Here is a 25,226-nt window from a genome sequence, read left to right on the forward strand (position 1 = left end):
GCGGCGCGGCAAGGGCACGCTATTTTCGGGAGCCTGTTTCGTGATCCGTGCCCGCCGCCTGACGCTGCTTGCGTCGCTGATGCTGTCCGGCATCGCCACCGCCCCGGCCATGGCCGAACTGCCCCGCCTGTTGCCGGTGCCCGCGCAGATGCGGGAAGGGCAGGGCGTTTTTCTCATCAGCTCGACCACGCCGATCCGGGTGCCTGTCGGCGATGCCGCTGCCCGCAACGCGGCCGAGCGGTTCGCTGATCTGGTCGCGCGCAGCCGGGGCTTTCGTCCCCGGATCGAGACGGGCGCTGACGCCAACAATGCGATAGTGTTCCGCCGCGCCAAGACCGGTGCAGCGGAATCCTACACCCTCGACGTGACCGGCAAGGGTGCCACGATCGCCGCCGGCGACGATGCGGGGCTGCTCTATGGCGCGGTGACGCTGTGGCAGGCGATGACGCAGGATCAGGCTGCTGGCCCGGTATCGGTCGCGGCGATGCACATTGCCGACGCGCCGCGCTTCCAGTGGCGCGGGCTGATGCTCGACAGCGCCCGCCATTTCCAGTCGCCGGCCTATGTCCGCCAGTTGATCGACTGGATGGCGGTCAACAAGCTCAACCGGCTGCACTGGCATCTGGTCGATGATCAGGGCTGGCGCATCGAAATCCCCAAATATCCGCGCCTCACCGAAACTTCCGCCTGGCGCGTGCCCGCCGGGGCGCCCGGCGCGCCGCCGCTGCCCAAGGTCGGCGGCTTCTACACCCAGGCCGAAATCCGCGAGATCGTTGCCTATGCCGCCGCGCGCGGCGTCATGATCGTGCCGGAGATCGAGATGCCGGGCCATGCGCTGGCGGCGATCCGCGCTTATCCTAAGCTCGGCATGGGCGTGCCGATCCCGCCGGGCACGGAGTCCGACTGGGGCGTCTTCCCCTGGCTCTACAATGCCGATGATGCGACCTTCACCTTCCTGGAGGATGTGCTGACCGATGTGATGGCGCTGTTTCCGTCGCCCTATATCCATATCGGCGGCGACGAGGCGGTGAAGGACCAGTGGAAATCCTCGCCGGCAATGCAGGCGAAGATGAAGGCGCTGGGTATCAGCAGCGAGGATGCGATGCAGGGCTGGTTCATGCACCGCATCGACGATTTCCTGACGAAACATGGCCGCAAGCCGATTGGCTGGGACGAAATATTGGAAGGCGGTGCCTCGCCCCATGCCACCATCACCTCCTGGCGTGGGATCGAGGGGGCGGTGACGGCCGCCAAGTCGGGCCATGACGCGATATTGAGCCCGGCGCCGATTCTCTATTTCGACAATCGCCAGGGCTTCGGGCCGCTGGAACCGCCGGGGCGTGGCCATCTGTCCGACCTGCGCAGCGTCTATGATTTCAATCCAGAACCCGAAGGGCTGAGTGCCGCCGAGCAGCAGCATATTTTGGGGCTGCAGGGCAATCTCTTCACCGAGCATGTCCGCACCGAGGAACGCGCCCAGTGGCAGCAATTCCCGCGCGGCAGCGCGGTGGCCGAAATCGGCTGGTCGCCGGTCGCGAGCCATGATTTCGCCAGCTTCATGGACCGGCTGGTGCCGCAGATGACGCGGATGGGGACGCTGGGCCTCAAGCCCGCGATCAGCGCGCTGACGGTGACGGCGAAGACCGACTATGCGCCGGGCGACAAGACGGCGCGGGTGACGCTGGAAAGCCAGTCGGGCTTCCCGATCCATTATACGCTGGACGGCAGCGCGGTGACGCCGCGCGCACCGGTTTACAAGGACGGTCTCAGCCTGCCGGTCGGCACCCGGCTGCGCGCCGGCACCGCCTGGCACGGCGGGATGATGCCGGGCGCGATCGACATCGGTCTCGACGCGTCCTTCCTGCGGCGCCGCACCGACGAGCAACTGGCAAGCTGCGCCAACAAGGTCGTGCTGTCGCTGGAGGATGATGCTCCGGCGAAGGGCGAGCGGGCGCATTTCCTGACGGATATCCTGCAGCCCTGCTGGTTCTATGCCGACGCCCCGGTCGGCGGCGCGTCGAAGATTGCGATCGATGTCGGCCAGCTGCCGTTCAATTTCCAGATCGGCAAGGATCGCGACGCCATCCATTTCCGCGCCCCGGCGACCCCGGCGGGCGAGGTGGAAGTGCGGGCCGGCAGTTGCGAGGGCGAGCGCATCGCCGTGCTGCCGCTGGCGCCAGCGGTCGGCAATCCGGAAGTGACCCGCCTGGTCGCGCCGATCGCGCCGCGCAGCGGCAAGGAGAATTTGTGCATCACCTATACGGCGAAGGATGTTGAGCCCCTATGGGCGATCAAGCAGGTGGAACTGATCCCATGAGCGGGATGATGGCCAGCGTGACGTTGCGCGCGCCCCTGGCGGGCTGGCTGGCGCCGATCGAAAGCGTGCCCGATCCGGTCTTTGCCGAGCGGATGATGGGTGAGGGCTTTGCCATCGACCCGATCGAAGGCGAAGTCCGCGCGCCCGCCGCCGCGATCGTGCTGACGGTGGCGCCGACTGGCCATTCGGTCTCGCTGCGTCTTGCCAATGGCGCGGAACTGCTGATCCATGTCGGTCTGGAGACGGTGACGCTGAGCGGCAAGGGTTTCGCGCCGCAGGTGAAGCCGGGCGATGCCGTTGCGGCCGGCGACCTGCTGATCGGTTTCGATCTCGATGCCGTGGCGGAAGGGGCCAAGGCGCTGATCACGCCGGTGGTGCTGGCGGGTGAGGGCTATGCCCTGTCGCTGGAGCCGCTCGATCGGCTGGTTGGCTGGAATGATGGCGTCGCGCGGATCACGGCGCTGGCGCCGGTGGCGGCCAAGGGTGACAGCGAAGGTGACAGCCATGAGCGGGTCGTGCGGGTCGATGCGCCCCATGGCATCCATGCCCGCCCGGCCGCGCGGATCGCGGCGCTGCTGCGCACCTTCGTCGCGCCGGTGGCGATCCTGCGGGACGGCAAGAGCGTCAATGCGCGCAGCACGGTTGCGTTGCTAGGCCTGGGCGTGCGCTGCGGCGACGAGATCATGATCCGGGGCGAGGGCAGTGATGCCCGTGCGGCGGTCGAGGCGCTGGTGGCGCTGATCGAAGCGGGGCTGGGCGAGGAGGCGAAGGCCGATCATCCTGCGCCGGCGCCGGTCGTGCCGCAGCATGGGCCGGTGACGGCCGCGCCGGGGCTGGCGATCGGCCAGGTGGTGCAACTGCGCGTCGCCGATGTCGATGTGCCGCGCGACGGGCAGGGCGGCGCGGCCGAACATGCCGCGCTCGCGCGGGCAATGGCGGCGGTCGATGCCGAATTGTCGGCGGGCCACGGCTTGGCGGCCGAGATCGCGGCGGCGCATCGCGCGCTGCTCGCCGACCCGGAACTGGCCGAGGCGGCCGGGCATCAGATCGATGCCGGGCGCAGCGCGGCCTTTGCCTGGCGCCACGCGACCGCGCAGGCGGCCGAGGCGATCCGTGCGACCGGCGATCCGCTGCTGATGGAGCGTGTCGCCGACCTGATCGATATCGAGCGACAGCTGATCGCTGCCCTGCTCGGCAGCGAGACGAGCGCGGTGCCGACGCTGCCCACTCAAAGCATATTGATCGCCGAGGATCTGCTCCCCTCGCAGTTCCTGGCGCTCGATAGGGACCGTCTGGCCGGAATCTGCACGGCGGCCGGCGGTCCCACATCCCATGTCGCGATCCTCGCGGCGTCGGCCGGTATCCCGATGTTGGTCGCTGCCGGGCGGGATGTGCTGGCCATTGTCGACGGACGTACGGTCATCCTGGACGCGGACGGCGCACGGATCGATGCCGATCCGGGCGTGAACACATTATCGGAGGTCAGCGAACGGATCGCCGCAGCGCGCGAGCAGCGCAGCCGCGACCGGTCGCAGGCCCATGCCGATTGCCGCATGGCGGACGGCACCCGAATCGAGATTTTCGCCAATCTGGGATCGCAGGCCGATGCCGCCGTCGCCGTGACGGCCGGGGCCGAGGGTTGCGGCCTGCTGCGCACCGAATTCCTGTTCCTGGAGCGGGCGGAGGCGCCGGACGAGGCCGAGCAAAGGGATGTTTATTCCGGTATCGCAACGACATTGGGCGATCGGCCGCTGATTGTGCGGACGCTCGACATTGGCGGCGACAAGCCGGTGCCCTATCTGCCGATGGCGGCCGAGGACAATCCGGCGCTGGGCCTGCGCGGCGTGCGCCTTAGCCTCGCCCGGCCGGACCTGATGCAGGTGCAATTGCGCGCGATCCTGCGCGCCGTGCCGGCGGACCAGTGCCGCATCATGCTGCCGATGATAGCCGACCTGTCCGACTATTGGGCGGTCAGGGCGATGCTGGATGCGGAGAAGGCAGCGCTGGGGATCGACGCGCCGGTGCCGCTGGGCGTGATGATCGAGACGCCGGCGGCGGCGATGCTGGCCGACATGCTGGCGGCCGAGGCCGATTTCCTGTCGGTCGGCACCAATGACCTGACCCAATATACGCTCGCAGTCGATCGCGGCAATGCGGCGGTGTCGCACCGGATCGATGCGCTGCATCCCGCCGTGCTGCGCCTGATCCGCGAAGTCGGCCGCGGCGCACAGCGTCATGGCCGCTGGGCCGGCGTCTGTGGCGGCCTTGCCTCCGACCCGCTTGCCGCGCCGATCCTGATCGGCCTCGGCATCACTGAATTGTCCGCCACGCCTGCTGCCATCGCCCGGTTGAAGGCGGTGGTGCGCACGCTCGACATGGGCCGCTGCATCGACCTGGCGGAGCGCGCCTGCGCCGCCGAAAGCGCCGCCGCCGTGCGCGACATGGCCCAAGGAGTCCTGCCATGAGCTTTCGTCCCGCCACCCTGCTGGCCCGGCTGCAACCGCTTGGCCGCGCGCTGATGCTGCCGATCGCGGTGCTGCCGATCGCCGCGCTGCTGCTGCGCCTGGGCCAGCCCGACATGCTCGCCATTCCCTTCATCGCGGCGGCGGGCGACGCGATCTTTTCCAATCTTGGCCTGCTCTTCGCCGCCGGTGTCGCCGTGGGCCTCGCCCGCGAAAATCATGGCGCGGCGAGCCTGGCCGGCGTGATCGCCTATCTGGTGACGACCGAGGGGGCGAAGGTGCTGCTGGTCCTGCCGCCCGACGTGGCGGAGGCGGCGCAGGCGGCCTGGCGCGCCAAGGAAATCGCCAAGGTCTCCGTGCCCGCGGGCATCCTGTCGGGCATCGTCGCGGGTCTGCTCTACAACCGCTTTTCCGACATCAAGCTGCCCGACTATCTGGCCTTCTTCGCCGGGCGTCGCTTCGTGCCGATCGTCGCGGGCCTGGCCGGCCTGTTCGGTGCGCTGATGTTCGGCCTCGGCTTCCCCTGGATCGAGGCGGGGATCGATCGCCTCAGCCAATGGGTGGTGGCGGCCGGGCCGCTCGGCCTGTTCGTCTATGGCCTGCTCAACCGGCTGCTGCTGATTACCGGGCTGCACCATATCATCAACAATGTCGCCTGGTTCCTGCTCGGCGACTTCCACGGCGCGACCGGCGATATCAAGCGCTTCTTCGCGGGCGATCCGACCGCCGGCGGCTTCATGTCTGGCTTCTTCCCGGTGATGATGTTCGGCCTGCCCGCCGCCTGCCTTGCCATGTATCGCACCGCCTTGCCGGATCGGCGCAAGCGGGTCGGCGGCCTGCTGCTCAGTCTCGCGCTCACCTCCTTCCTCACCGGCGTGACGGAGCCGATCGAGTTCAGCTTCATCTTCCTGGCGCCGATCCTCTATGTCGTTCATGCAGTGCTGACCGGCCTGTCGATGGTCGTCATGGACGCGCTGGGCGTGAAGCTGGGCTTCGGCTTTTCCGCCGGCCTGTTCGACTATCTGATGAACTACGGGCTTGCGACCAAGCCGCTGATGCTGATCCCGGTCGGGATTGTCTATTTCGCTGTCTATTATGCCACCTTCAGCTGGTGCATCCGTCGCTTCAACCTGAAGACGCCGGGGCGCGAGGATGAGCCCGCCGCTGCGGCCGAGATGCCAAGCGTGACCGGTGCGCGCGGGCCGGCGATGGTCGCGGCGCTGGGCGGGAAGGCCAATGTCCGCTCGGTCGATGCCTGCACCACCCGGCTGCGGCTGGTGCTGGGCGACAGCGCGATTGCTGACGAGGCGCGGCTGCGGGCATTGGGCGCGCGCGGCATCGTCCGCCTGCGCGACGGCGGCTTCCAGGTGGTGCTGGGGCCGATCGCCGATCAGGTCGCGGCGGAGATCCGCAGCGCGCTGGCCGGGCATGATCCGGCGCCGGTCGCGGGCACGTCCGATCTGGTCGGGCTGCTCAAGGGCGCCGGCGTGCGCGCGGTCGAGCCGCGCGGCACGCGCCTGCTGGTGCGCATCGATCGGCCCGCTGCCGTGGATGCGGCGGCGTTGCGGGGCGCCGGGGTCAAGGCCTGGGTGCTGCCGGCATCGGCTGATGGCTGGCTGCACCTGATCCTGGGCGATCAGGCGGAGCCATTGGCGGATGCGTTGCGGGCTGCCTAGCCGAGTGCGATCCGGCGCGTGATGCCGATCGCGTCGAGGAAGCGCTCGTCATGGCTGACGACCAGCAGGGCGCCGTCATAGCCGCGCAGTCCCGCTTCCACTGCCTCGATGGCTTCGAGGTCGAGATGGTTGGTCGGCTCGTCGAGGATCAGCAGCGGCGGCGGCGCGCTGCCCAGCACACAGGCCAGGCCCGCGCGCAGCATCTGTCCGCCGCTGAGGCTCGCGACGCGCTGTAGCGCAGCGCCGCCGCGAAAACGGAAATGGGCGAGCAGGGCGCGACGGCCATTCTCGTCCAGTTCCGGGTGCAAGCGCGCGAGATTGTCCGCGATCGACAGCGTGGGATCGAGCAGCGCAGCGGTCTGGTCGAGCACGGCGTGACGCACTGGCCGGTCGATCCGCCCGGCGAGCGGCGGCAATGTGCCGGCCATGGTCGCAAGCAGGCTGGTCTTGCCCGATCCATTGGGGCCGGTGATGGCGATCCGTTCCGGCCCTTCGACCAATAGGTCGACATGCGCCAGCAAGGGCATGGCGGGATCATGGCCGACGCTGACATCGGTGAGGCGCAGGACGATCCGATCCGGCGCCAGGCCAGTCGAGGGCAGGGCGATGCGGATCGGCTCCAATATCTCGACCCGGCTGCGTGCGGCTTGCGCCTGATCCTCCGCCTCGGCGCGCAGCCGCTCCGCGACATGGCGGCCAGCGGCGGAAGAGGCTTCCGCCTGGTTCTTGCGCGCGCCGATCAGGATGCGGGGCATGTCGCCGCGCGCGCCCTTGCGGGCGCCGGCTGCGTCGCGTCGCTGCTGGCGCTCGGTCGCGAGCTGGGCCTTGCGCGCGGCCTGCTTGACCTGTCGTTCCGCGATGTCGAGATCATGGGCGGCGGCGGTGAGTTCGACCGCCTTGCGCTCGCGATAATGGGACCAGTTGCCGCCATAGCGCTGGGCGCCGAGGCCGGTGAGTTCGACGATCGCGTCGACCCGCTCCAGCAGTTCGCGATCATGGCTGACGAGGATCAGGCCGGCGCGCCAGCCATCGACCAGTTCGGCGACCGCCGCGCGCCCGGCTCGGTCGAGATTGTTGGTCGGTTCGTCCAGCAACAGGAAATCGGGTGCGTCAAGGATCGCGCCGGCAAGCGCCGCGCGGGTGCGCTGGCCGCCCGACAAGGTGCAAAGCCGGGTATCCGGTCCGGCAGCGAGCCCGACCCGCTCCAGCGCGGCGTCGATCCGGCTTTCCAGCGTCCAGTCGGCATCGGCCAGTTGTTCGGCTGTGGCGTCGCCGCTTTCCGCCAGGCGCAGCAGGGCGATGGCATCGGCGACGCCCCACAGGTCGGCGATCCGTTCATCCGCGCCGAACTGCACGGCCTGGCGCAGGCTGGCGAGCCGGCCCTGCACGGTGATGCTGCCGCTGCTGGGGGTGAGATCGCCGGCGATCAGGCGCAATAGGGTCGTCTTGCCGACGCCGTTGCGGCCGACAAGGGCGGTGCGTTCGCTTTGGAAACGAAGGTCTAGGCCGGAAAGGACGGACTGGCCGTCAGGCGTGGTCCAGCCGAGATTGGAACAGGATATGGCGGGCATGAGCATGAATTTCCCTGGCAGCGTTGCAGATCGGCATTGCGGTCAGGTTGAAATCCACGGCACGGTCTCTTTTCTTGTGAATTGAGGCGGCAATCTAGCTGCGATCGCCGCCCTGTTCAAGCGCCGGGCCGCACAGGGCAAACATCGGCATCGCGATAAACGACGAAAAATCGCGCTTTTCTGCGGCCTGGCGGGATGTTCCCGCTCGTCTGTGCGCATGCTGTTGCCGGTCCTGGACTTGTGCCGGCGGGCGCTGCTCCGCCATGGCAGGGCAGAACAAAGATTTCCTCGGAGGGGAACCATGAGCATAGCCGTCTTCGACTGTTCGGACATCGACCAATATCTCGGCAAGCCGATGCAGCCCGCGCGGATGCGCGAGCCGATCCACAATAATGACATCCGCCGCTGGGCGCAGGCGATGCATTATCCCAATCTGCTGCATTATGATGCCGATTATGCCGCCGAGGGGCGCTGGGGCCGGCTGGTCGCGCCGCAGAGCTTTGCCGTGACGATGGATGATGGCCATGGCGCAGGGCCGGCCTGCGTCGGCGCCATCCCCAATTCGCACCTGCTGTTCGGCGGCGACGAATGGTGGTTCTATGGCCCGCGCATCCAGGGCGGTGACCTGGTCCATAATGAGCGCATTCCGTTCGACTATACGGTCAAGGATACCAAGTTCGCCGGGCCGACCTGTTTCCAGCGCGGCGACAATAATTATTACAACCAGAATGGCGAACTGATCGCCAAGCAGCGCTCGACCTCGATCCGCTATCTGGCCGAGGCGGGGCGCGAGAAGACGACCGATGTGGTCGAGGGCACCGAAGATCCGGTGTGGAGCGACGAGGAACTGGCGCAGATCCAGGATCGCAAGTTCGACTGGGTGCAGATGCTGCACGAACTGGGCCATGGCAAACGTTATTGGGACGATATCCAGATCGGCGCCGCGCTGCCCGAACGTGTCATCGGCCCGCACAGCATTGCCAGCTTCACCACCGAATGGCGCGCCTATCTCTTCACCATCTGGGGCGGCACGCACCGGCGCACCGACCTCGACATGGAGGCGCTGGGCTTCGTCAAGGAAATGGCGGGGCATGAAAATGACCCGGTGATGGAGCGGATCAATCCGGAACTGACCGATGGCGCCTATTTCGGGCCATCGCGCGGCCATCTCTTCCCGCGCTGGGCCCGCTTCATCGGCATGCCGCGGGCCTATGGCTATGGCGCGTCGATGGGCGCCTGGATCGTCGATTATCTGGCGGGCTGGGCCGGCGAATGGGGCATGGTGACCCATTCGGTCGCCTCCTATCGCGGGCCGGCCTTCACCGGCGACATCACGATCATGACCGGCACGGTGGTCGACAAGTTCGTCGACGACGACGGACGCGACGTCGTGCAGATCAACTGCCGCATGGTCAATCAACTGGGCACGACCCTGGCGACCGCCAAGGCGGAAGTTGCATTGCCGCGCAAATAAGCGCGGCAATGGCCGCGGCGGGCTTTTGCTGCTCGCGGCGCCAAGATGTTGAAGCAAAAAGGGGATTTTCCTGCGTGCGACGAACGGTGCGTCGCACGCAGCGCCCGCAATGGCGCAACTTCGATCAATTTCTAAAGATTTTGTTAACCATTTTACTCTAGGTTTTCCTTGAATATCAGGGAGAACAGGGCCATGCGCTCCGACGCAGAAAGCCTTCTGGCCCGGCTGGGGCGCCGGGATTTTCGCTATCGCGAGTTCGCGGACAGTTTCGCGGACATGGAATTGTGGCCTATCTTCGAGGCCCTTCTGACCGACCCGCGCGTGGTTGGACGCCCCCTGTCCAAACTGGAAGCGCGCGAGGCGGAAGCCGTGCTGGCGGTCCGCCGCGCCGAGACCGAGCAACATGCGCCCGCACCTCGCGCCAATGTAACCAGCATGTTCGACGCCTATCAGGACGCGCCGCCATCCGCTGCGCCGCGCGGCAATCTGCGCGATTTCCTGGGCCATCTGTCGAACGATCCCGACAAGCGAGATTATTGATGCCGCTGATCCTCTGTCATTCGCCCAAGGGCGGCGTCGGCACCAGCTTCATCGCGGCGCAACTGGCGATCCATCTAGCGCAGCGGGGGCATGATGTCAGCGCGCTCGACTTCACCTATCAGGATTCTCTCAAGCTTTATTTCGGCCTGACCCCGGCCCAGGGTCTGCCGGAACTGAACGACGGGGGCGCCGACCAGATCGCGGTGTCGGGCGTCGCGCTTTTTTCTGCCTATGGCCTGCGCCGTGACGCGACCTTCCAGGATCTGCTGGGCAAGCCGGATCATTCGCCGTTCGCCGGCAAGAAGATCTTCATTGCCGATGTGGCGGCGGGGGACCGCGAGACCAAGGACATGCTGCTGCCGCATGCCGCCCTGCATGTCTGCCCCCTGCATCCGCGTCCCGGATCGCTCGCAGCCCTGCCCAAGGTCGAGCCGGGCACGGCGACGATCGATCTCGCCAAGACCGGGTTCGTGCTCAACCATCTGGACGACACCCATCGCCTGTCGCGCCACACCCATATCTTCCTGCGCGAACTGTTCGGCAGCAAGCTGCTTGGTACGATCCGCCGTGACGAGGCGGTAAACGAGGCCAGCGCGATGTTCGAGCCGCTGGCCCGCTTCGCGCCGGCCAGCGTGGCGCTCAACGATCTGCGCAGGCTGGTGACGACCGTGGAACAGGCGGCTGGCCTGGTCGAGGCGGCCGAGGAGGCGGCTTCGTGAAGGCCCGGCAGGCGATCCTGAGCAACGGGCTGCTGGTGCTGGCCGGGCTGTTCGCCCTGCTGGCGATCACCGTGCCGCTCGACCTGGAAGCGCAGTGGATCTTTGCCGGCATCACCATTGTGGGCGCGACCATATTGGGGCGCATGCGCAGTCGCCGCGCACTGCTGGTGCTCGCGATCCTGTCGATGATCGTATCGACCCGCTACATGTTCTGGCGCACCACCGAAACGCTGGAGTTTGGCACCCTGGCAGAATTCCTGTTGGGGTCTGGCCTGTATCTGGCCGAAGTCTATGCCTGGCTGATCCTGGTGCTGGGCTTCCTCCAGACCGGCTGGCCGCTCGACCGTGAAGTCGTGGAGATCGAGGGTGAGCCCGATCAATGGCCCAGCGTCGACGTCTATGTCCCGACCTATAATGAAAGCCTGGAGATCGTTCGCAACACCGTGTTCGCGGCGATGGACATGGATTATCCCGCCGATCGTTTCCGCGTCTTCATCCTGGATGACGGTCGCCGGCCCGAGTTTCAGGCGTTCGCGCGCCAGGCCGGCTGCGGCTATCTGACCCGCGGCGACAATCTTCATGCCAAGGCCGGCAACCTCAATGCCGCGATGAAGAAGACCAATGGCGAACTGATCGCCATCTTTGACTGCGACCATGTGCCGACCCGCGCCTTCCTGCAAATGACCGTCGGCTGGTTCCAGCAGGATCCCAAGCTGGCGCTGATGCAGACGCCGCACCATTTCTATTCGCCCGATCCCGCCCAGCGCAACCTGGGCACGGTGCGCGACCTGCCGGGTGAGGGCGACCTGTTCTACGGTGCGGTCCAGTCCGGCAACGACCTGTGGAACGCGACCTTCTTCTGCGGTTCCTGCGCCGTCATCCGCCGCGATGCACTGGCCCAGACCAACGGCTTTGCCGGTGAGACGGTGACCGAGGACGCGCATACCGCGTTGAAGTTGCAGCGCATGGGCTGGAATACCGCCTATATCGGCGCACGCCTGTCCGCCGGTCTCGCGACCGAGCGGCTGGTGCTGCATATCGGCCAGCGCATCCGCTGGGCGCGCGGCATGACGCAGATCCTGCGGATCGACAATCCGCTGTTCGGGCGCGGCCTCAATTGGCAGCAGCGGCTTTGCTACCTGAATGCGATGCTGCATTTCCAGTTTCCGCTGCCGCGCATCGTCTTCCTGACCAGCCCGCTTGCCTATCTGATCTTCGGCCAGAACATCATCCATGCCTCGGCCTCGCTGATCTTCGCCTATGCGCTGCCGCATCTGGTCTGTTCGATGACCTCGTCGGCCAATACGCAGGGCGGTGATCGCCGGCCGTTCTGGGGCGAAATCTACGAGACGATCCTGGCTTTTCACCTCGCGCGCCCCACGGTCATGACCTTCTTCCAGCCGCGCAAGGGCAAGTTCAACGTGACGGACAAGGGCAGTCTGCTCGACCGGACCTATTTCGACCTGTCGACGGTGCGCCCGCACCTGATTTGCATCGGCCTCATCATCTTCGGCATCGGGCTGGCGATCGTGAAGCGGGTCTTCTTCCCGCATCTGTTCAACATCCAGACCGATACGCTGGTGCTGAACGTCGTCTGGGCCGTCTTCAGCCTGATCATCCTGATCGCCGCCGTTTCGGTCGCGCGCGAGACGCGGCAGGCGCGCGAATATATCCGCATCATCACCGAATTGCCGGTCACCCTCTACATGGCCGACGGCTATGTGATTGACGCGACGACGATCGACATTTCGATGGGCGGTGCGGCGATTGCCGTGCCGCCCGACTTCCCGCTGCGCGACCGGCGCGTCGCCTATATGTCGCTGCCGATGGGTGACGAGAAGCTGACGATCCCGGTCGAAATGGTCCGGTTCGATCGGGGCGAGGTCAATCTGCGCTTCCAGGAACTGGACATGATCTCTTCGCGTCACCTTGTCCGCGCGGTGATGGGCCGTGCCGATGCCTGGCAGCCCGTAGCCCCCCGCAAGCCGGTTTCGGCCCTGCACTCTCTCTGGGATATCATCGTGGTCGACTATATGACCCTCAAGCGCCTGTTCCGCCTCAACCGCACGGAGCGCCGCAAACAGAAGAAGGCCGTTCGCCTGGCCGCCGCGGCGAAAGCCGCCAAGCAGGCTGCGGCCGCATTGCTCGGCCTGGCCGCGATCGGGACGCTGGTGCTCGCAGGCAGCGGTCACGCCTTTGCGCAGGCGGCACAGGCGCCTGCCGCGACGCTGGCGCCCGCCACCGCAGCGGGCGTGCAGAAGCAGCGGCTCAGCTTCCGCGACCTGCAGGTCAAGATGCCGATCCGCCTAGCCGGCACGCGCGGCGAAATCGGCATTCCCTTCGGCATGCGCCGCAACGAGGTGGTGACCGACAGCAGCCTGACGCTGAACTTCGCCTGGTCGCCGGCCATGCTCGGCGATCTCAGCCAGTTGGTCGTGCTGCTGAACGGCGAAGTGGTCCGTACCATTCGACTGACCCCGGCGGAATCCGGTGGTCAGAACATCACCATTCCGGTTAATCCGGCGCTGTTCCTGCCCGGCGACAACCAGCTCAACCTGCGTCTGGTCGGCCATTATGCGCGCGATTGCGAGGATCCGTTCCACAGTTCGCTCTGGGCCAATATCAGCAATGTCCGGTCCTGGTTCGACCTCAGCGTCCAGACGCTGCCGATGGCGCCGGATCTGGGCCGTCTGCCCGGTCCCTTCTTTGATCGGCACGACAATCTGCCGCTGCGCCTGCCCTTCGTCTTCGCCGGCACGCCGCGCGCTGGCGAGTTGGAGGCGGCCGCCAGCCTGGCTTCATGGCTGGGCGCCCAGGCGAGCTATCGCGGCTTTTCGTTCAAGCCGGTCTACAACCAGATCCCGACCGGAAACGCGATCCTGTTCGCGACGCCGGACCGGCCGATCGCCGGCCTGAACCTGTCGATCACCGGGCCGAGCGCCACGGTCATCCGCAATCCGCGCGACACGTTCGGCGAATTGCTGGTGGTGATGGGCCGCAACGCCAGCGAGTTGAAGCTGGCCGCTGCGGCGATCGCCAGCGGTCGCGGCGTGCTGAGCGGCGCGCGGATGAATTTCGACGGCGTCCGCATCCCGACCTATGCGCGCTATGCCGCGCCGCGCTGGCTGCGCACCGACCGCCCGGTCCAGCTGGGCGAGATCATGGATGCCAATGCGCTGCAGGGCATGGGCCTGCCGCCCGGACCGCTGTCGGCGCGCTTCCGGGTTGCGCCCGATCTCTTCTTCTGGCCGCGCCAGGGTGGTCGCCTCGACCTGCGCTATCGCTATCCGGCGGCCAAATGGCTCGATCGTCGCGCTTCGCGCCTCGATGTCTCGATCAACAACCAGTATCTGCGCACGCTTCCGCTCGCCGGGGCCGGCTGGTGGGACAGCCTGTTCGGGGCGCAGCAGGGCGCATCGTCCAACGATTCCAGCGCCTCGATCGTGCTGCCACGCTACAATCTGTTCGGCCAGAACGAGCTGATCTTCGACTATAATCTGATCATTGCCGACAAGAAGAAGTGCGAAGGGACGCTGCCCGAGAATGTCCGGGTCAGCGTGCGTCCGAGCAGCAGCATTGACCTCAGCCGCGCCTATCACGCGCTGCACATGCCCGATCTCGCCACCTTTGCGGGCGCCGGCTATCCCTTCACCATTCGTCCCGACCTGTCGGAGACCACGGTGCTGATGGGTGGCCAGCCTTCGGCCGGCGCGGTCGAGGCCTTCCTGGTGCTGATGGGCCGCATGGGCGATTCCACCGGCGCGCCAGTGACGGGGGTCGTCGTCGCCAACGCGGTGGATGGCGAGCGGCTGCAGGGCAGGGACATCATCGTCATTGGTGGCAGTAGCGTCGCGGGTTCCGACCAGCTCTTCGCCGGCGCACCGGTCCGTTATGAAAATGGCCGGTTGCAGGTGACAGAGATGAGCCCGATCCAGCGCATCTTCGCCTTCTTCTCGCTGTTCGATCGATCGGGTGATGGCGAAGCGGACGCGTTCGTCACCTCGTCCAGCGGCTTTGCCGGCATTGTTGGCTTCGAATCCCCGTTCGAGGGTGGTCGCAGCGTCGTGGCCCTGCTGGCGGACGATCCGCGCGCATTGCCCGATCTGGTCGGCGGCATGGCCGATGCCAAGATCAACGCACAAATCCAGGGCGACCTGGCCGTCACCAGCGGCGACGGGATGAGCAGCTTTGCCGTCGGACCCGGCTATTGGGTCGGTTACCTGCCCTTCTGGATGAAGGCGGCCTTCTGGCTGAGCCAGCGGCCGTTGCTGATGGCCGCCTGTGGCCTGCTCGCGGCGCTCATCCTCGCCGGACCGCTGTATCTCTATCTCAGCCGTCAGCAGCGCCGCCGCCTGAGCAAGGAGGATGAGGCATGAGCCGCACCCTCCGTCTGCGTGTCACCTGCGCCGCCCTGGCGCTGGCCTGCATGGCGCCGATGCCCACGCTGGCCGATGTGCCGGGCGTCGCGCCGCTGATCCAGCAGGGCCGCTACTGGCAGTCCAAGGGGCGGCAGGATCTGGCAAACCAGGCCTATCGACGGGCGCTGGCGCTCGATCCCAATAACGCCGAAGCGCGCAAGGGGCTGGCCGGCCCGCCGCCCAAGGCACAGCCGGCACCCAAACCCACGCCCGCGCCCGCGCCGGCACGGCGCGCCGAAACGACGCCACGCCCGACGCCCACGCCGGCTGCGGCCCCCTCGGCGGCAAATCGGACGCAAGCAGCGCGCCCGAGCGGCAATGCTGGCGGTGGCGCGTCGCGCGCGAGCGGTTTCAAGGCGCTCGACGCCAATGATCTGGATGGCGCGGAGCGCGCGTTCGAGCGCGCCGTGGCGGCCAATCGCAATGATGCCGACGCGCTGGGCGGCCTTGGCCTGGTGCGCCTGCGCCAGGGGCGCTTTGGCGAAGCGCGTGACCTGCTCGATCAGGCATCGCAGCGCGGTTCTGCCGGGCAATGGGCGCAGGCGCTGGCCTCCGCCCGCTTCTTTGGCGGGCTTGCGGAAGCGCGTGCGGCGCTGGCGCAGGGCCGGCTTGGCGAAGCGCAGGCGGATGCCGAGCTGCTGGTTCGTTCCGGCTATCCGCAGCGTGGCCCGGCGCTCGAATTGCTGGCCGATATCTATGAGCGGCAGGGGCGCTATGCCGATGCGGCAGACCTCTACCGTCAGGCAAATGAAGGGACGAAGCAGTCCGATGGTCGGCTGGCGAGCCGGGCGGCGCGCGATCGCGCCCGTGCCGCGGCCGCGCGCGGCGATGATGTCACCGCCGAACAGGAATTTCATTCCGGCCTGCTGCTGGACCAGCAGGATCCGTGGATCCGTTACGAGTTTGCCCGTTATCTGATCCAGCGCCAGCGCCTGCCCGAGGCGGAATCGCTGATCAACTCGCTGGGGTCGTCGAGCGACCCGGACTGGCTTTATGCGGCAGCGCTGCTCAATGCCGATCGCGGCCGGGCGTCGGCCGCCGATACGCTGATGGCGCGGATTCCCGAAATGCAGCGCACCGAACAGATGCGCAATTTCGCTGTCGGCCTGAAGGTGGACGGCGCGATCGAGCGGGCCAAGGCGATGGCCGCGCAGGGGCGGCAGGCCGATGCGCTGATGGCGCTGCGCCAACTGGCCGCGACGCCCGGCATCGACCCGACCAAGCAGGCTGCGGTGGCCGATGCGATGTTCGAACTGGGTGACCGGGAAGGGGCGGCGCAACTGGCGCAGCAGGCGCTGACCGCCGGGACCATCACCGACCCGGCCGGCTATGAACCGATCGTGCGCGTGCTGGCCAAGACCGGGCGCGATGCCTTTGCCACCAGCGCCGTGCAGCGCGCCGCGCAACTGGCGGGCAATACGCCCGACGGCCAGCGTGTCGTCGCGCGGATGAACGGCATCATGGCGGCGTCGCAGGCGGATCGGCTGCGGCTTGCAGGCCAGAACGCCCAGGCCTTCGACCTGCTGCAGGGCGCGTGGAACGCTGCGCCAGGCAATCAGGAAGTGCTGGCCGCGCTGGCACGGCTTTATCAGTCGGGTGGTATGCCGGCTCAGGCGGCGCAGACCTACCAACTGGTCCTGGCCCAGTCGCCCAATGACAAGGGCGCGCTGATGGGCCTGATCGAGACGGCGGGGGCAGCGGGCGACAAGGATCTGGCACGCGCCACGATCGAGCGCGCCTTGCAGCAATCGCCCAATGATTATCAGATCTACATGGCGGCGGCGCGGATGGAGCAGGCGCGGGGCGACGAGGGCGCCGCGCTGCGCTATCTGAAGCGCGCGAAGGAAGTCTATGCCGCGCAGAGCGGCGCAGGCAATGTCACCGCCAGCAATCCCTTCGCCGCGACGATGCAGGGCAACAACCCGTTCCGCAACCAGTCGGCTGCGGCCGCCCCTGCGGCGGTCAATCCGTTCGCACTGGGATCGGGCGCGCGGCTGGCCGGACAGGCACCGTCACCGGCAGGCATGGCGTTCGCGCCGATGTCGCAGGTTGGCGAAGCCGGCGGCTTCCCGCCCGCGGTCGTGGCCCAGTCCGCGCCGATGCCGGGCGGCTATCCGGCGGTCGGCGTGCCGGCGTCTGCGCCGGGCGGATCGATGATGACAAGCGGCGATCCGGTGATGGACCGTATCCAGACCGAGATCCGCACCCTGACCCGCGATAGCGGCCCGCGCGCCGAACTGCGCACCGGCTATCGCGAGCGATCGGGTGAAGCGGGGCTGAGCGAACTCAAGGAACTGACCGGATCGGCCGAAGTCTCCACCAGCCTTGGCAACGGCCGGATCAAGGCGAGGGCGGAAGCCGTGGTGCTGGATGCCGGCCGTGCCAGCCGGTCGGGGCTTGCCCGCTTCGGTCGCAATGCGACGCCCGAAGCGCAGGGGATCGTCGATCAGGAAGAATCCGCACTGGTGGACGCCGATACCCAGCATGCGTCGGGCGTGGCGCTGTCGGCCGGCTACGAGACGCCATTGTTGAAACTGGAGGTCGGCGTCACGCCGCTCGGTTTCGAGGATAGCGACGTGACCTGGCATGCAGCGATCAGCCCGCGTTTCTCGCCCTATGCGACGGCCCGCGCCTGGTTCGAGCGCAAGCCGGTGACCGACAGCGTCCTGTCCTATGCTGGCACACGCGATCCCGTGACCGGGGCGATGTGGGGCCAGGTGATGCGGACCGGTGGCGGTGCATCCTTCTCCTATGATCAGGATGGGGCGGGGGTCTATGGCGACCTGTCCTATTATAAATATGCCGGGCATGATGTCCGCAAGAACCATGGCTTCCAGGCGAACGTCGGTGGCTATCTGCCCTTCTATCGCGGCGACCGTTCGTCGATCACCGGCGGCGTCAATGTGAACTATCAGGATTTCGACAATAATCAGAACTACTTCACCTACGGCTTTGGCGGCTATTTCAGCCCGCAGAGCTTCTTCAGCATCAGCCTGCCGGTGCGTTATGCCTATGCGTCGGACCTGCTGGAAGTGAAGGCGGGCGTGGCGCCTGGCTATCAGAGCTACAGCCAGGATCAGGTCAATGTCTATCCGACCGATCCGGCGGCACAGGCGGTGCTGGATGGCCTCAAGGCCCAGAACAGCGATGTGCGCTCCTATTATGACAGCCTGAGCAAGACCGGCTTTGCCCTTTCGGCGGACGGCTCGATCTATTATCGTGTCAGTCCCAGCACGCGGGTCGGCGGTGAGATGAGCATCAACACCTTCGGCAGCTATGACGAGTTCAAGTCGCTGATTGGGATCAAACAGTCTCTGGGAGGCAATTGATGATCCGGGAAGCCGTGGAATATCAGCCCGCCGAAACCGATCAGTGGACGATGGACGGGCTGTCGCTGCTGACCGCGATGATCGGCAGCGAGGTGTTCGGCACCGCCACCCGTGGTCAGGCTGACGCCTTTTTCGGCGCAGTCGGTCGGCGCATCGCGTCGCTGCTTCAGGTCGCCGACATTTCGGACGGAGACGCGCTGATGGCGCGGATCAACCGGCTGTGGCGGACGTTGGGCTGGGGTGAGGCGCAATTGCGGATGACGGACGATGCAATCATGATCCAGCATGTCGGCTTGCCCGAAACGCTCCAGGGCGATGTCGATGGCCGCTGGGCGGACATGGCGCCGCCGCTGCTGCGTGGCGCCTATGACGCCTGGTTCCGGGCGCTGGGCGGCGGCGCGGACCTGCATACATCCGTGCTCCAATGGCGCGACGGCATCATGGAAATACGCCATGGGCGTTGACCGGCGTGCGTTGCTGGTGGGGATGGGACTGGTTTTCACGGCAGCCTGTGCCAAGGCGCGTCAGCCGCGGGGCAGCAGCGTGACCAATGGCGACTGGGCCCGGTTCAAGGCCGCCTTTCTCGACCCGTCGGGCCGCATCGTCGACAATGGCAATGGCGGTGTCAGCCATAGCGAGGGGCAGGGCTATGGCCTGGGCCTGGCATTGTGGAACGATGACCGGGAAGCGTTCGACGCTATCCTGCGCTGGACCGATAGCAATCTGGTCCGGCCCGACATGGCGCTTTACGCCTGGCGTTATGATCCCCGGCAGCCCAATCCGGTGGCCGACACCAATAATGCGACCGATGGCGACCTGTTCATCGCCTGGGCACTGGCCGAAGCCGCGAAGAGCTGGGGCGAGGGGCGTTATGCCAGCCGTTCGGCCGAGATCCGCGCCGCCATCCGCCAGCATCTGGTCCTGGAACGCCATGGGCGCACATTGCTGCTGCCCGGCCTGCAGGGCTTCGTCACGCCGGAAGCGGTGACGCTCAACCCTTCCTATTTCGTCTGGCCCGCGCTCGACGCCTTCCGCCGCCTGGATGGGGAGGCAGCCTGGGGGCGGATCATCAGCGACAGCGAAGCGCTGATGGCGGCGGCGCAATTTGGTCCGCTCAAGTTGCCGACCGACTGGGTCGATGTGACGGGGCATGACATGGTCGTGCCGGCCGTGGGCAAGCCCGCCCGTTTCGGCTTCGACGCGATCCGCGTGCCGCTCTATGCTCAGGCCGGGCGCCGGGCGGCGCTGCTGAAGCCGATCCGCGACTATTGGCAGGGCTATGTCACCCGGCAACAGCCGATCCCGGCCTGGGTCGATGTCCAGTCCGGGGAGGTCGCGCCCTATGCCCTGTCGGCGGGCGGGATGGCGATTGCCGGCAAGATCATGGGCCTGCCGCAACCGGCAGGCCTGTCGACCGACTATTATGCCGCATCCTTGCAGATGCTGGCCGGCAAGCTCGCCTGATCGGGGCTGAGCCTGCGGCTCAGCCCAATATCCCCGGCAGGTCCAGTCCCTTGTCACGGGCACAGTCGCGCGCGATTTCGTAGCCCGCATCGGCATGGCGCATCACGCCGGTGGCCGGGTCGTTCCACAGCACCCGTTCCAGCCGCGCGGCCGCTTCCGCCGTGCCGTCGGCGACGATGACCATGCCGCTATGCTGGCTATAACCCATGCCGACGCCGCCACCATGGTGCAGCGACACCCAGGTCGCACCCGAGGCGGTGTTGAGCAGGGCGTTGAGCAAAGGCCAGTCGCTGACCGCGTCCGACCCGTCCATCATCGCTTCGGTCTCGCGATTGGGGGAGGCGACCGAGCCGCTGTCGAGATGGTCGCGGCCAATGACCACCGGGGCCTTGAGTTCGCCCTTCGCCACCATCTCGTTGAAGGCAAGGCCAAGGCGATCGCGATCGCCCAGCCCAACCCAGCAGATGCGGGCGGGCAGGCCCTGGAAATGGATCTTCTCCCGCGCCATGTCGAGCCAGTTGTGGAGATGGGCGTTGTCGGGGAGCAATTCCTTCACCTTGGCGTCGGTCTTGTAGATATCCTCCGGATCGCCCGACAGTGCCGCCCAGCGGAACGGGCCGATGCCTCGACAGAAGAGCGGGCGGATATAGGCGGGGACGAAGCCGGGAAAGTCGAACGCATTGTCCACGCCCTCGTCCTTCGCCATCTGGCGGATATTATTGCCATAGTCGGTGGTGGGGACGCCGGCAGCCTGGAAATCCAGCATGGCGCGGACATGGACGGCCATGCTGGCCTTAGCGGCCTTTGCCACCGATTCGGGTTCGCGCTCGCGCCGCTCGATCCATTCGGCGACGCGCCAGCCGGCGGGCAGATAGCCATTGACCGGATCATGGGCGCTGGTCTGGTCGGTCAGCAGGTCGGGGCGGATGCCCCGCGCGAACATTTCGGGCAGGATTTCGGCCGCGTTGCCGAGCAGGCCGACCGAGACGGGTTTCTTGTCGGCGCAGCTCTTCTCGATGATCGCCATGGCTTCCTCGATCGTCGCGGCGGCGACATCCAGATAGCCGGTGCGCAGGCGCATCTCGATGCGGCTCGGCTGGCATTCGATCGCGAGGCAGGACGCGCCGGCCATGACGGCGGCGAGCGGCTGCGCGCCGCCCATGCCGCCCAGGCCCGCCGTCAGCAGCCATTTGCCGTTCAGGCTGCCGCCATGATGCTGGCGCCCCATCTCGACGAACGTCTCATAGGTGCCCTGCACGATGCCCTGGGTGCCGATATAGATCCAGCTACCCGCGGTCATCTGGCCGTACATGGCGAGACCCCGCTTATCGAGTTCGTTGAAATGCTCCCAATTGGCCCAGTGCGGCACCAGATTGGAGTTGGCGATCAATACGCGTGGCGCATCGCGATGGGTGCGGAACACGCCGACCGGCTTGCCCGACTGGACCAGCAAGGTCTGGTCGTCGTCCAGCCGCTTCAGCGTCTCGACGATCCGGTCATAGCTTTCCCAGTCGCGCGCGGCGCGGCCGATGCCGCCATAGACGACCAGCTCCTCGGGCCGCTCCGCGACATCCGGATGGAGATTGTTCATCAGCATGCGCAGCGGCGCTTCGGTCAGCCAGCTCTTGGCGCTGAGAACGGTGCCGGTGGCGGGCTTGATGATGCGGCTATTGTCGATGCGGGTCATGGAGGATCAGCCTTCCTGGCGGGTGAAGGCGAGGCAGGCCTTCAAGATGGCGGTAAGGGTGGCGGTCAGCGGCGCGGCATGGGCCGGGTCGAGCGGCGGCGGCCAACTGGCTTCGGTGCGCTCGGCCGGTTCTTGGAGATAGCCGCGCATGGCCAGCTCCATCTGGATCGCATGGACGCCCTGTTCGGGCCGGCCATAATGGCGCGTGGTCCAGCCGCCACGGAAGCGGCCGTCGACGACATGGCTCATGCCGCTTGCCGCGCAGAGCCGGGCGATTTCGGCGGTCAGTTCCGGTGAACAGGTCGTGCCGAAATTGGTGCCGATGTTGAACTGCGGCAATGCGCCATCGAACAGGCGCGGCACATGGCTGCGGATCGAATGGGCGTCATAGACGACGACCCGGTCATGCCGGGCGCGCAGCCGGTCGATCTCCGCCTGCAGTGCGGCATGATAGGGGGTGAACCAGTTGGCCCGCCGCCGGTCGATCTCAGCCGCATCGGGGACGGCGCCGGCATAGAGCGGCGCGCCATCGAAATTGGTGGTCGGGCAGAGTTCGGTCGTCGCCTGTCCCGGATAAAGCGAGGCGCCCGAAGGATCGCGATTGACGTCGATCACGCTGCGCGAAATGGCGGTGCGGATCGTCGTCGCGCCCAGATCGCAAGCAAAGGCGTAAAGCTGGTCCACCCACCAGTCGGCATCGGCGCGCGCGATCCAGCGCGAATGGAAGGCGTCGCCGACATCGGCGAGATCGGTGCCGGTGTGGGGAAAGGCGACGATCAGCGCCGCCTCGCCCCGCCGGATGTCGAGCCAGTCGTTCATCCCATCACCGGCAGGGCGTGACCAGCGGCCGCCACCAGCGCGCCCGATCGCACTATGCGGTTGGCCGCTTCCATGTCGGGATGGAAATGACGGTCGTCGGTCAGGTGCGGCACCTGATCACGGACGCAAGTGCGCGCCGCTTCCAGTGCCGTGCTGGAAGTGAGCGGGGCGTGAAAGTCCATGCCCTGCACCGCCGCCAGCAATTCGATGCCGATCACTGCGGTCGCATTGTCCGCCATGTCGAGCAGGCGGCGCGCGCCATGCGCTGCCATGGAGACATGATCCTCCTGATTGGCGCTGGTCGGGATCGAATCCACGCTGGCGGGATAGGCGCGCTGCTTGTTCTCCGAGACCAAGGCGGCGGCCGTCACCTGCGGGATCATGAAGCCCGAATTGAGGCCGGGCTTGGGCGTCAGGAAGGCCGGCAGGCCGCTCAGCGCCGGATCGACCAGCATGGCGATGCGCCGCTCGGCGATCGATCCGATCTCGCAGATGGCGAGCGCGATCATGTCGGCGGCGAAGGCGACCGGCTCGGCATGGAAATTGCCGCCCGACAGCGCCTCGTCGCTGTCCGGGAAGATCAGCGGATTGTCCGACACGCCATTCGCCTCGATGGCCAGCGTGGTCGCTGCCTGACGCAGCAGGTCGAGCGCGGCGCCCATCACCTGTGGCTGGCAGCGCAGGCAATAGGGATCCTGCACGCGTTCATCCCCCTTCAGATGGCTCGCGCGGATGGCGCTGCCTGCCATCAGGCCGCGCAGCGCATCGGCCGTCTCGATCTGCCCGGCGTGGCGGCGCAGCGCGTGGATGCGCGGATCGAAGGGGGTGTCGGAGCCCTTGGCCGCTTCGGTCGAGAGCGCGCCGGTGACGAGCGCGGATTGGAACAGCGTTTCCGCCTCGAACAGGCCGGCGAGCGCATTGGCGGTCGAGAATTGGGTGCCGTTGAGCAGCGCCAGCCCTTCCTTGGGGCCAAGCTCCAGCGGGGCGAGGCCGGCACGGGCCAGTGCCTCGGCGGCGGGCAGGCGTTCCTCGCCCAGCATGATCTCGCCGACGCCAATCATCGCAGCGGCCATGTGCGACAAGGGCGCCAGATCGCCGCTGGCGCCGACCGATCCCTGGGCCGGCACCACCGGGGTCAGCCCCTGAACCAGCATTGCCTCCAGCAGGGCTACCGTCTGCGGCTGTACGCCTGACGCGCCCTGGCCCAGGCTGGCGAGCTTCAGCGCCATCATCAGGCGGATGACCGGCACGGGGGAGGGGGCACCGGTGCCGGCAGCATGGCTCAGCACGATATTGCGCTGGAGCGTGGCGAGGTCTTCGTCGCCGATCCGCACGCTCGCGAGCTTTCCGAAGCCCGTGTTGATGCCATAGACCGGCTCGCCCTTTGCCAGGATGCGCGCCACCGCTGCCGCGCTTTGCGAGATGCGCGGGGCCGCCGCGCCATCAAGCCGGGCCGTCGCGCCGCGATAGATGGCGCGCCAGTCGGCCAGCGAGGCTTCGCCGGGGACGAGGATGATAGCGTTCATTGACCACTCCAGATGCGGGCATGGAGCGGGTTATACCCCATGCGATAAACCAGTTCGGCGGGGCGCTCTATGTCCCAGATGGCAAGGTCGCAGCTCTTGCCGACCTCCAGCGTGCCGATTTCGTCGGATAGACCGAGCGCGCGGGCCGCGTTGCGGGTGATGCCCGCCAGGCATTCGTCGACGGTCAGGCGGAACAGGGTCGCGCCCATGTTCATGATCAGCAGCAGCGAGGTGAGCGGCGATGTGCCAGGGTTGCAGTCGGTCGCCAGCGCGATCGGCACGCCGGCGCGGCGCAGCCCGTCGATCGGCGGCAGCTTCGTCTCGCGCACGAAATAATAGGCGCCGGGCAGCAAGGTTGCGACCGTGCCGGCGCGGGCCATGGCGGCGATGCCGTCCTCGTCCAGATATTCCAGATGATCGGCCGACAGCGCACCATGGCTGGCGGCAAGCGCTGCGCCATGCAGGTTGGAAAGCTGTTCGGCATGGAGCTTCACCGGCAGGCCGAGCGCGCGCGCGGCGGTGAACAGCCGGTCGGTCTGCGCCGGCGAAAAGCCGATCCCCTCGCAAAAGGCGTCGACCGCGTCCGCCAGCCCTTCGGCAGCGACCGCGGGCAACAGGTCGTCGCACAGCATCGCGATATAGCCATCGGCATCGCCGGCATATTCGGGCGGCAGGGCGTGGGCGCCCAAGAAGGTCGTGATGATCCGCACCGGCCGTTCGCGGCCCAGCTGGCGCGCGGCGCGCAGCATCCGCAGTTCGGAGACGGGATCAAGGCCATAGCCGGACTTCACCTCGACCGTGGTTGCGCCCTCGGCGATCAGCGCGCCGAGCCGGGGCAGGGCGCTGGCGACCAGTTCCGCCTCGCTCGCTGCGCGGGTGGCGCGCATGGTCGAGACGATGCCGCCGCCGGCTCGGACAATTTCCTCATAGGAGGCGCCGGCCAGGCGCAGCTCGAACTCGGCGGCGCGATCGCCGCCATGGACCAGATGGGTGTGGCAGTCGACCAGGCCCGGCGTGATCCAGCGGCCGGCGCAGTCGATCGTTTCGGTGGGGGCGAAGGCAGGGGCATCGGCACGCGAGCCAGCATAGGTGATGCGGCCGTCGCGCGCGGCGATCACGCCGTCCTCGATCGCGCCGATCCCATTGCCCGCCATCGTCGCCAGCCGGGCATTGGTCCATAGCCGGTCGCATATCATCGTCATCGCCAGCCTCCCTTCACGGCCT

General features: G+C 67.2%; 15 protein-coding genes. 10 read left to right on the forward strand and 5 right to left on the reverse strand.

Annotated elements, in window-relative coordinates:
* Positions 1 to 40 precede the first annotated feature (40 nt).
* The 3 genes from ACUCV3_RS08900 to nagE are packed head-to-tail and all read left to right on the forward strand — an operon-like array spanning position 41 to position 6,455.
* A complete protein-coding gene (locus ACUCV3_RS08900; protein WP_279731133.1) occupies positions 41 to 2,317 on the forward strand; it encodes a beta-N-acetylhexosaminidase in 2,277 nt (758 codons plus the stop codon).
* Complete coding sequence (ptsP, locus tag ACUCV3_RS08905) at positions 2,314 to 4,782, forward strand: phosphoenolpyruvate--protein phosphotransferase (RefSeq protein WP_279731132.1); 2,469 nt, start codon at positions 2,314 to 2,316, stop codon at positions 4,780 to 4,782. The genes ACUCV3_RS08900 and ptsP overlap by 4 nt, the downstream gene beginning before the upstream one ends.
* Positions 4,779 to 6,455: an N-acetylglucosamine-specific PTS transporter subunit IIBC gene (gene nagE, locus ACUCV3_RS08910; protein ID WP_482240564.1), complete on the forward strand. Its 1,677-nt coding sequence runs from the start codon at positions 4,779 to 4,781 to the stop codon at positions 6,453 to 6,455. The genes ptsP and nagE overlap by 4 nt, the downstream gene beginning before the upstream one ends.
* On the opposite strand, the gene ACUCV3_RS08915 is transcribed toward nagE, so the two are convergent.
* Complete coding sequence (locus tag ACUCV3_RS08915; RefSeq protein ID WP_279731130.1) at positions 6,452 to 8,032, reverse strand: ABC-F family ATP-binding cassette domain-containing protein; 1,581 nt, start codon at positions 8,030 to 8,032, stop codon at positions 6,452 to 6,454. The two genes, nagE and ACUCV3_RS08915, sit on opposite strands and share 4 nt — an antisense overlap.
* Positions 8,033 to 8,327: 295 nt before the next feature.
* Between ACUCV3_RS08915 and ACUCV3_RS08920 the strand changes: the two genes are divergently transcribed.
* The 7 genes from ACUCV3_RS08920 to ACUCV3_RS08950 all read left to right on the forward strand — a co-directional run bounded on the left by ACUCV3_RS08920 (position 8,328) and on the right by ACUCV3_RS08950 (position 19,970).
* The gene (locus ACUCV3_RS08920; protein ID WP_482240565.1) at positions 8,328 to 9,500 is read left to right on the forward strand and encodes an FAS1-like dehydratase domain-containing protein; all 1,173 of its coding nucleotides are present in this window, start codon (positions 8,328 to 8,330) and stop codon (positions 9,498 to 9,500) included.
* Positions 9,501 to 9,692: 192 nt separating this feature from the next.
* A complete protein-coding gene (locus ACUCV3_RS08925; protein WP_482240566.1) occupies positions 9,693 to 10,040 on the forward strand; it encodes a hypothetical protein in 348 nt (115 codons plus the stop codon).
* Positions 10,040 to 10,759 carry a ParA family protein gene (locus ACUCV3_RS08930; RefSeq protein ID WP_279731129.1) on the forward strand — a complete coding sequence of 240 codons (720 nt, stop codon included), beginning with the start codon at positions 10,040 to 10,042 and terminating at the stop codon, positions 10,757 to 10,759. The genes ACUCV3_RS08925 and ACUCV3_RS08930 overlap by 1 nt, the downstream gene beginning before the upstream one ends.
* On the forward strand, positions 10,756 to 15,135 hold the full coding sequence (bcsA, locus tag ACUCV3_RS08935; RefSeq protein WP_482240567.1) for a UDP-forming cellulose synthase catalytic subunit: 4,380 nt from the start codon (positions 10,756 to 10,758) through the stop codon (positions 15,133 to 15,135). Before ACUCV3_RS08930 ends, bcsA begins: the two co-directional genes overlap by 4 nt.
* Complete coding sequence (locus ACUCV3_RS08940) at positions 15,132 to 18,506, forward strand: cellulose synthase subunit BcsC-related outer membrane protein (RefSeq protein ID WP_482240568.1); 3,375 nt, start codon at positions 15,132 to 15,134, stop codon at positions 18,504 to 18,506. Before bcsA ends, ACUCV3_RS08940 begins: the two co-directional genes overlap by 4 nt.
* On the forward strand, positions 18,506 to 18,970 hold the full coding sequence (gene bcsD, locus ACUCV3_RS08945; protein WP_010339109.1) for a cellulose biosynthesis protein BcsD: 465 nt from the start codon (positions 18,506 to 18,508) through the stop codon (positions 18,968 to 18,970). Before ACUCV3_RS08940 ends, bcsD begins: the two co-directional genes overlap by 1 nt.
* Entirely contained in the window at positions 18,960 to 19,970 is a 1,011-nt protein-coding gene (locus ACUCV3_RS08950) for a family 8 glycosyl hydrolase (RefSeq protein ID WP_279730888.1), read from the forward strand. Before bcsD ends, ACUCV3_RS08950 begins: the two co-directional genes overlap by 11 nt.
* Positions 19,971 to 19,989: 19 nt before the next feature.
* On the opposite strand, the gene hutU is transcribed toward ACUCV3_RS08950, so the two are convergent.
* From hutU to hutI, 4 genes are read right to left on the reverse strand one after another with little or no spacing between them, the layout of a single operon-like run.
* Positions 19,990 to 21,657: a urocanate hydratase gene (gene hutU / locus ACUCV3_RS08955; protein WP_482240569.1), complete on the reverse strand. Its 1,668-nt coding sequence runs from the start codon at positions 21,655 to 21,657 to the stop codon at positions 19,990 to 19,992.
* 6 nt (positions 21,658 to 21,663) lie between these two features.
* On the reverse strand, positions 21,664 to 22,476 hold the full coding sequence (hutG, locus tag ACUCV3_RS08960) for an N-formylglutamate deformylase (RefSeq protein WP_279730885.1): 813 nt from the start codon (positions 22,474 to 22,476) through the stop codon (positions 21,664 to 21,666).
* Positions 22,473 to 24,002, reverse strand: coding sequence for a histidine ammonia-lyase (gene hutH / locus ACUCV3_RS08965; RefSeq protein WP_482240570.1), 1,530 nt, complete (start codon positions 24,000 to 24,002; stop codon positions 22,473 to 22,475). Before hutH ends, hutG begins: the two co-directional genes overlap by 4 nt.
* On the reverse strand, positions 23,999 to 25,198 hold the full coding sequence (gene hutI, locus ACUCV3_RS08970; RefSeq protein WP_279730891.1) for an imidazolonepropionase: 1,200 nt from the start codon (positions 25,196 to 25,198) through the stop codon (positions 23,999 to 24,001). The genes hutH and hutI overlap by 4 nt, the downstream gene beginning before the upstream one ends.
* Positions 25,199 to 25,226 lie beyond the last annotated feature (28 nt).

The sequence above is a fragment of the Sphingobium sp. VMM genome (genome assembly GCF_056790315.1).